This window comes from Thermococcus sp. PK, assembly GCF_000430485.1.
Classification (GTDB): domain Archaea; phylum Methanobacteriota_B; class Thermococci; order Thermococcales; family Thermococcaceae; genus Thermococcus_A; species Thermococcus_A bergensis.
Genome location: NZ_KE387149.1, coordinates 564,138 through 571,011, shown reverse-complemented (window position 1 = coordinate 571,011; position 6,874 = coordinate 564,138). Strand labels below are relative to the sequence as shown.

Here is a 6,874-nt window from a genome sequence, read left to right as displayed (position 1 = left end):
AGATAATTTTCTCGTATTATATCTACCTCAGGGACATTTTTGAAGAATCCACTCTTATTTCCTCCGTTTTGAAAAGAAACAAAGGGATAACATTTGCGATATATTTTCATGCCCTCCAGACTATTGAGCAATTGTTCACTGAGGGAGTTGAATTTGATGCTGAAGTTTACACTACCTCAGGGGAGACACTCAAAGGAAAGGTGCTTGATTTTACTAACACCAAAATAATAAACAATTTACTCTTAGACACGGGAAAAAGAAAAGTTCTTGTCGGAGGGCCATTTTCGATACTTGAGGACTATGAAGAGGTAGGAATTATCCTTTACCCAAAGGACGTTCAAACGAGTAAAGAGAGAAGGTGATTTTATGGCTGGTGTGAAGCTTGTTAACGTCTGGAAGCAGTTTGGGGAAGTCACCGCAGTCAAGAACATGAATTTAGACATTAAGGATGGAGAATTCATGATACTCCTCGGCCCAAGCGGCTGCGGTAAAACAACCACCCTGAGAATGATCTCAGGCTTAGAAGAGCCAACGAAAGGCCAAATCTACATTGGAGACAAACTCGTTGCCGATCCGGAAAAAGGAGTCTTCGTACCCCCAAAAGACAGAGACATCGCCATGGTTTTCCAGAGTTACGCGCTTTACCCCCACATGACGGTTTACGACAACATCGCCTTCCCACTCAAGCTGAGAAAAGTCCCAAAGCAAGAAATCGATCAAAGAGTTAGAGAAGTCGCGGAAATGCTCGGCTTAACAGAACTACTCAAAAGAAAACCCAGGGAATTAAGCGGAGGACAGAGGCAGAGAGTAGCCCTCGGAAGGGCCATTGTGAGGAAGCCCCAAGTCTTCCTCATGGACGAGCCGTTAAGCAACCTGGACGCTAAACTTAGGGTGAAAATGCGCGCCGAATTGAAAAAACTCCAGAGGCAATTAGGCGTCACGACAATTTACGTAACCCACGATCAAGTTGAAGCAATGACCATGGGCGACAGGATTGCCGTCATCAACGCTGGCGAGTTACAGCAAGTCGGTTCGCCGGATGAAGTTTATGATAAGCCCGCAAACACTTTCGTGGCAGGCTTCATCGGCTCGCCTCCGATGAACTCCATGGACGCGAGCATTACCGAAGACGGTTTCGCCGACTTTGGAGAATTCAAACTCAAGCTCCTCCCAGAGCAGGTGGAGGCTCTCAGGGAGGCCAACCTCATCGGTAAGGAAGTTATCTTCGGCATTCGCCCGGAGGATCTCTACGATGCAGTGTTTGCTCAGGTGAAGGTTCCTGGGGAGAATTTGGTTAGGGCTGTGGTTGAGATTGTTGAGAATTTGGGTAGTGAGAGGATTGTGCATTTGCGTGTTGGTGATGTGACTTTCGTCGGCTCCTTCAGGTCGGAGTCGAGAGTTAAGGAGGGTCAGGAGGTTGACGTGGTCTTCGACATGCGGAAGGCGCACGTCTTCAACAAAAAAACCGGAAAAGCAATTTTGTAACTTTGTAACTTAGTCTGACTTTCTCAATTGAGTTTTTCTTTTTATTGTGCTTCTTGTGAAAAAGACAGAAATCATAGGTTCGCATGAGTTAGCGCTTGTTAGCTTCTTTCTTTTTCAGTCTCTTAATCCTCTTCCTAAGCCAATTGTAGATTATATCAATCCCATCTGCCTTCATGATCTTCCATAGGCTTTTGATAGGCAAGTCTTGTACTTTTTGAAGTAGCGCTTGAGTGTCACATCACTCAGCTTTGGAGCTCTCCCCTTTTGCTTCCCAGCCTCCCTGTCCTCCATATTCCTCCGAGCCCGTCAACGGCAAAAATAATAACCGGGTCGACGGGTTATTTTTGATGAATCGGAGTAAGGGCTTGAAAGAGCCCTAGTCTCAATAAGACCTTAAAAGCAAAACAGCACTACTTCTGAGCAACTCTATTAATGAGCCTCAGGATGTAGGTGTTTTCTTCGACGGTTGTTGCTCCCCTGTTTCTTGGGAGGCCCAGCTCAAGAGCAGCGTTAATTCCATGCTCCTTCAGAAAGTCATGAGCCTTTGCTTTTATAATCCCATACTCATCCCTCTTTATCAACCCGTAGACCGTTGGTCCCCAAGAGCTTTGGCCACAGCCGTATGTGTTTTCGCTCAAGAACTCCATGATGAGCTTAACGTCCTCCCTGAACTCTCCACCTTGATACTCTTCAAAATGCTTCCCAACCAGTTTTTGAATTTCACTCAAATGCTTTCCGAACTCTTCGATGTTTCTCTCCTTTAACGCCGGCAACAATCCCAAGAGAATCCTGTGGGAAATCTTCTTTGCTATACTGCTTTCTCCTTTTACGCTCTGCATTATTGGTTTTTCTTCTTCCTCGTCAAAGCCCCTCTTTGCTTCCGGGATTATCAGGAGAAATCCCCAGTCCTCCGGAAAATCTTCCCTGATGATTAAAGGTGGAATTTTGCCTTTAACACCACCGTCTATCACAAAGCCGCCGTACTTAAAAGCATAAATTCCAGCACCAGAGTTTTTTCCCCTTCCAAGAAGATGAGCCAGATCTTCGATTTCAATCCTAAGGGAGTTAAGCCTTGCTATTCCCAATCCTACGGCAAGCGTTAGCTGAGTAGTGGAGCCTAAACCGATGTGCCTTGGAATCGTTCTCTCAACTTGAATAAGGTAGTTGAACCCCGTTGCAAATTTCTGGTTCATTTTATCAACAGCATGGCGTATTGTTTCTCTGTCCTCTCCATCTGCCTTTATTTCAAGTTTATCGTGGGGCATTACCCTTACCCTATATCCCCCGTCGAGGGCAACTCCGAGTGACCCAAACCGTCTCCCCAGCAATCCAGAAGGGTCTATCAAGCCAAGGTGCAGCCTTTTCGGCGTCTCGATTAACATTTTCCCACCCCATGTTTTTATAGGGCAGGCATTAAAACACTTTTCGGTGAGACCGTGAGGTTTGCAGGGATAAGTTTAGACGAGCCAAGAATTATGGGAGTCATCAACGTCTCTCCGGAAAGCTTCTTTAAGGGAAGCGTCCGGCAAAACGAGGAAGAGCTTATAGAAACTGCAGTTCAAATGGTGAAGGATGGAGCTTCTTTCATAGACATAGGTGCAAAATCCACGGCACCCTACCTGGAAACCCAGATACCTGTGGAAGAAGAGGTTAGAAGGGCTGTCTGGGCGATAAGCACCATCAGGGAGCATGTTAACGTCCCAATAAGCATAGACACAACAAACGCAAAAGTCGCTGAGGAAGCGATCAAGGCAGGAGCGGACATCATAAACGACGTTACCGGTCTCAAGGGAGACCCAAAAATGGCCGAAGTGGCTAGAGAATACGGTGTTGCGGTTGTGGTTTGCGCCCACAAAGAAGTGAGGGACTTCACAGACCCCGTTCATGAAGTTATTGATGCTCTCAAAGAGAGCCTCCAGATTGCATACAAACATGGCATTGAAAAGGAGAAAATAGCAGTTGACCCGGCAATTGGATTTCTAAGGCCAAAATATCCTCCATGGTATGAGTGGGATGCTAAGGTTATCGCAAACCTGAACCTGCTGAAGGTCTTTGGGCTTCCAATCCTGGTTGGAATATCGAGGAAGTCGTTTATAGGGGCCATAACTGGAAGAAAAGACCCGCTGGAAAGATTGGCCGGAAGTTTAAGTGCAACAGCGATAGCAGTATGGAACGGTGCCAGTATAATAAGAACTCACGACGTTAAAGAGACCCTCGATGCCGTAAGGGTAGCGAACTTCATAAAAAAGTTTAGAGAGTGAGCTCTTTCACCTCGAACTTTTCTTCCTTTAACTCTATAGCCGTGTAAAACGCTCTTCCGTTTGGGATTTCCTCAAAGGGAAGGGACGAATAGAGCTCGAAGGTTGAGGATACGACAGCGAAGAGGTTTCTTTCTTCAACTTTTAAAAGGCGCGAGTACCTCTTGAATAGGGGATCTTTTTCTCTGCTCTCAACCATGTATGCTGTCACAAACCCCCTAACGTTATTTGGAGAAACCAAAAGGGTGCCCGTATTGAGCGTGGTCTTAACCGTGGGAAGAGCGGCTTTAAACGTGTTGAGGATTTCACTCTCATTTAGAGATGACAGCCTCCTTAAGAGATAGAGGCCGAACACGTAGCTGTCGGAAGCATCTTTGAGCATTTCCCCCTCGAACTCTGCCATTTTTATAAGTTCATCCTTTCTCAGGTCGCCGTTGTGGTAGAACCAGAACGTAAAACCCTTTGGTGAGGAATAGGAAAACGGCTGGGTGTTGAAGAGGTTAACACTCCCCTGGCTTGCAGCCCTTGTGTGGGCCAATAAAACTCCAAAACCTTTTAAGGAGTCTAAAAGCTTTTCAACTCCTTCTTTGTCTTCAAAAATGGGTTTGATCGTTTTGTAATGTTCGGCTTTATCTTTGGACATCCAGAAGAATCCCCAGCCGTCTTTATGGGAAGGGCTCTTTCCCAGTGCCACTTTGTAAAGATCGTTCTCAGAAGATTTTACCAGTGCATCTACGAGCTCTTTCATAGCCTCTCCCTTTCCAACTGCAAACAGCACTCTGCACATTTCGTCCACCAGACTTTTTTTAGGCGGCGCAGTTTAAAAAGATTGGAGACTTAGGAAATGCCCGCAGCAATTAATGCTGTTTCTCAGTATCACATCGAAACTAACGAGGAAAAGAACGTTATAGCCCTAATTCTCTTCACGTTATCATAAACAATCTCTAACCGCCCTTCTGCCCCGAAATAGAATCTGCAATCGTGAGCGGCTCCGCTTGTTGAACTGCACCCTTGATAGGATGCTTGAAAGAAGCAAAAGGGCAAAGAAAGCCATCCTTGTCGGAGCAACAGCTCAAGCACTGCCGAAGCTCTTTGAGGGTATTAAAATTACTCATCCTGGCATATGCAAAGGTTGTTGATGCTGAGAAAGCCCTTATAAACCTGAAGCTCAGAAGCTTTAGGGGGTTTGGAGAGCAGAGCAAAATATATGTCATCGAAGTCCAACGGGTGTTAGAGATGCTTGAAGTGCAAGGAGCTGTGATAAACGTCCTCAAAAAGGTTCGGGAGCACAGGCTACTCTATGAAAGGAATGAAGAGGCTGTGAAGCAGCACCTTATAGGGGAGATATTTAAAGCCCTCGGATGGGACTGGGAGAACCCAAAAGAAGTAAGACCGGAGGAGAGGACGGAAGAGGGGAGGGCAGATTATGCCCTCGTTATCAATGACAATGTGGTAGCTTATTTAGAGGCCAAAAATTTGAGTGTAAATGTTTTGAAAAGCGAAAAGCCCCTAAGACAGCTTGCCAAGTACTGCTTTTCCCATGGGATTAAATATGGCATCTTGACAAACGGTGTGCAGTGGAAGGTTGTAAAGGCATTCGAAGAAAACTCAACTCTCGAAGATAGGGTTCTTCTGAAGATAGACCTTTTTAACGAGCCGTTCTGCCTACCAGTAAAGTGCGTGTAGGGCGTTAATTTCGTAACGGGTAGGCTTCCAGCCTCCCGTCTTCATTGGCTGGCTTTCGGGGGGAACGGAGACTCCCCACATCTTCAGGGCTTTCAAACGAATATTCCACGAGCCAACCACATCCCTATCAGCCTCAAAACCACACTCGCACTTCAAAACCCTGCGCCCATTCGGGACTAGCTTCCCCCCACATATCGGGCACAGGGATGAAGTGCGAGCAGGATCAACAAAAACGACACTCACACCCTTCAACTTGGCTTTATACTCAATAATGGCTTGAAGCCTTCTAAAACTCCACCTGTGCAAGCGACCGTTCATTTCAGCCGAATACCTTATTGTGTTCCTGATTTCCGTTAAGTCCTCCAAGGTAATACCACCATACTTTTCCGCCAGTTCAACAATCTTATTGGCTAATTTGTGATATAAATCATTTATCCTGTTTCTCTCCCTCATCCCATATTTTTCCAAAATCCATTTTCTCTTTTTACCACTTCTTATCTTCTTTTGAATTCTCCTTCTCTTTAGGAAGTAGCCCGTTCTAATCTCCCTCTCGTGGGTGATGATCTGGATGAACTCGCCGTCTGGAAGGCTGAGGGTTACATTATTCTCGTTCAAGTCCACACCAACGACGGCTTTTGACTCTCTGACTTCAACTTCCTTTGAGAACACCACGTGGAGGAAAACTCCTTTTGGATTTTTAACCAGCCAGGCTTGCCCTATTTTCCACTCCCTAAACTTCTCGTGGTGTTTTGCCGGGTAAAACTCCAGTTCCAGCCTTCCACTTGGAGTTGAGAGCTTGATAATTCCCTCTTCAAGGTCGAGCTTGAACAGGTGGTCGTCCAGCATTATTACTTGCTTTTTGAAAATGGGTTTTCCGTTGGCTTTTCCTTTTCTCTTCCTCTTCCTGTAACTCTTGTAGATTGAGGTGGCCATTTGGCAGGCCGTGTGAATGTAATGGCTTGGGAGTTCTGGGTACTGCTCCCGAAGGCTTTTGTACGTCTCTTTCTTCAACCGGTAGAAGCTCGTAATGTTGTTCTCAAAAGCGTAGGTGATTAAAAAGTTCACGATTTCTTGGTAAAGGGTGAAGAGGTCTTCTAACCCTTCGGGTTCTGTTTTGAGTTTGAATTTTGCCGTGAGTTTAATAGTCTCACTTGGCATTTTCCAGCTCCTCTTTGGTTTTCTTGATCCAGTCTTTAATGGCTTCTTCTATTGCCACACTCAGAACGCCTCTCTTGTTCCCATAACGCTGGATAGCCACTTTTTTAAATTCCTCTAAGGTTTCCTCACTAATAACAAAGGTCGCCTTAGGCACACTAAACCACCCATTAAGAAATACTAAGTCAAAATATTTAAACTTCACGCTTTTAACCATTTAGAGAACAGCCCTCTGCTTCAGGTAACGTAAAAGTTATTGCAAAGGTTGTAAATCCAAAGAAAGAACACAA

Annotated in this window: 8 protein-coding genes and 1 pseudogene; 5 read left to right on the top strand and 4 right to left on the bottom strand. The window is 45.5% G+C overall.

Going from position 1 to position 6,874, the window contains the following annotated elements:
* The coding region (locus THEPK_RS04975; protein WP_042699064.1) for a TrmB family transcriptional regulator sugar-binding domain-containing protein at positions 1-362 on the top strand (362 nt) is incomplete at its 5' end.
* 4 nt (positions 363-366) lie between these two features.
* A complete protein-coding gene (locus tag THEPK_RS04970; RefSeq protein WP_042699061.1) occupies positions 367-1,485 on the top strand; it encodes an ABC transporter ATP-binding protein in 1,119 nt (372 codons plus the stop codon).
* A gap of 410 nt (positions 1,486-1,895) precedes the next feature.
* Here THEPK_RS04970 and THEPK_RS04965 read toward each other — a convergent pair whose 3' ends face one another.
* Positions 1,896-2,867, bottom strand: coding sequence for a beta-ribofuranosylaminobenzene 5'-phosphate synthase family protein (locus tag THEPK_RS04965; protein ID WP_042699058.1), 972 nt, complete (start codon positions 2,865-2,867; stop codon positions 1,896-1,898).
* A 54-nt stretch (positions 2,868-2,921) separates the two neighbouring features.
* Between THEPK_RS04965 and folP the strand changes: the two genes are divergently transcribed.
* Entirely contained in the window at positions 2,922-3,746 is an 825-nt protein-coding gene (folP, locus tag THEPK_RS04960; RefSeq protein WP_042699055.1) for a dihydropteroate synthase, read from the top strand.
* Here the strand turns inward: folP and THEPK_RS04955 are convergent.
* On the bottom strand, positions 3,736-4,530 hold the full coding sequence (locus THEPK_RS04955) for a class II glutamine amidotransferase (protein ID WP_042699053.1): 795 nt from the start codon (positions 4,528-4,530) through the stop codon (positions 3,736-3,738). The two genes, folP and THEPK_RS04955, sit on opposite strands and share 11 nt — an antisense overlap.
* Positions 4,531-4,762: 232 nt before the next feature.
* Here THEPK_RS04955 and THEPK_RS13575 point away from each other — a divergent pair, with 232 nt between their 5' ends.
* Positions 4,763-4,882, top strand: a complete 120-nt coding sequence (locus THEPK_RS13575; protein WP_083965036.1) for a hypothetical protein — start codon at positions 4,763-4,765, stop codon at positions 4,880-4,882.
* A gap of 97 nt (positions 4,883-4,979) precedes the next feature.
* Positions 4,980-5,402, top strand: a pseudogene (locus tag THEPK_RS04950) (type I restriction endonuclease); the annotation flags it as partial.
* Positions 5,403-5,408: 6 nt separating this feature from the next.
* Here THEPK_RS04950 and THEPK_RS04945 read toward each other — a convergent pair.
* Positions 5,409-6,587 (bottom strand): RNA-guided endonuclease InsQ/TnpB family protein, encoded by a 1,179-nt coding sequence (locus THEPK_RS04945; RefSeq protein WP_042699050.1) that lies wholly within the window; start codon positions 6,585-6,587, stop codon positions 5,409-5,411.
* Positions 6,577-6,741, bottom strand: a complete 165-nt coding sequence (locus THEPK_RS13370; RefSeq protein WP_198011288.1) for a hypothetical protein — start codon at positions 6,739-6,741, stop codon at positions 6,577-6,579. Before THEPK_RS13370 ends, THEPK_RS04945 begins: the two co-directional genes overlap by 11 nt.
* Between the last annotated feature and the right edge of the window lie 133 nt (positions 6,742-6,874).